Below are 687 nucleotides of genomic sequence, written 5' to 3' on the forward strand. Positions count from 1 at the left end.
CGCGCCGTAGCCCGCGGCGACCAGACCGGCGCCGATCAGGGGCGCGGCCATGGCCCGCAGGACGGCCGGGCTGGTGGCCCCCACCACCACGGCCATCTGGATCACGGTGGCGACGGTGGAGAGCACGGCTCCCGCCACGGCCGAGGTCATCACCTTGGGGTCCTTGGCCGCCCGCGCGCCCATGGCCCCGATCGTCGCCGAGCTGGACACGAAGCCCGAGGCCAGGCCCGAGATCGGCAGGCCGAACCGCGAGCCCAGCACCCGCGTGGCCAGGTGGCCGATCGCGCCGATCGCCAGCACCAGCACCACCAGCCGCCAGACGGACYTGGGATTGAGCGCCTCGTAGGGGCCCATCTGCCGGTCGGGCAGCAGCGGCATGACCACGATCAGGGCCGCGCCCAGGATCAGGGCCGAACGCACCTCGTCCTCGGTCAGGACCGTGCGCACGAAGTGATGCAGGCGCTCGCGGCTGGACAGCAGCAGGGCGACGACGATGCCCACCGCGCCGGCGGCCGAGGGAGCCTTCATGGCCAGGCCGCCGGCCAGCACCGTCAGCAGGATCGCGAACTCGGTCGTCAGGCCGGGCCCCTCCTGCTCGCGGTTGCGCCAGTAGCTCAGGCCCACCAGGCCGGCGATGGCCGCCGCCAGGACCGCCAGCAGCATGACGCCGCCGCAGGCGACCGCCAC

Annotated in this window: 1 protein-coding gene; it reads right to left on the reverse strand. The window is 74.3% G+C overall.

The window, feature by feature from the left end; genetic code table 11:
- Positions 1–687, reverse strand: a 687-nt coding sequence (locus AC1DYP_RS24780; RefSeq protein WP_477048559.1) for an MgtC/SapB family protein, incomplete at both ends; no start/stop codon positions are given.

Source organism: Caulobacter sp. P1_D6 (assembly GCF_056406095.1).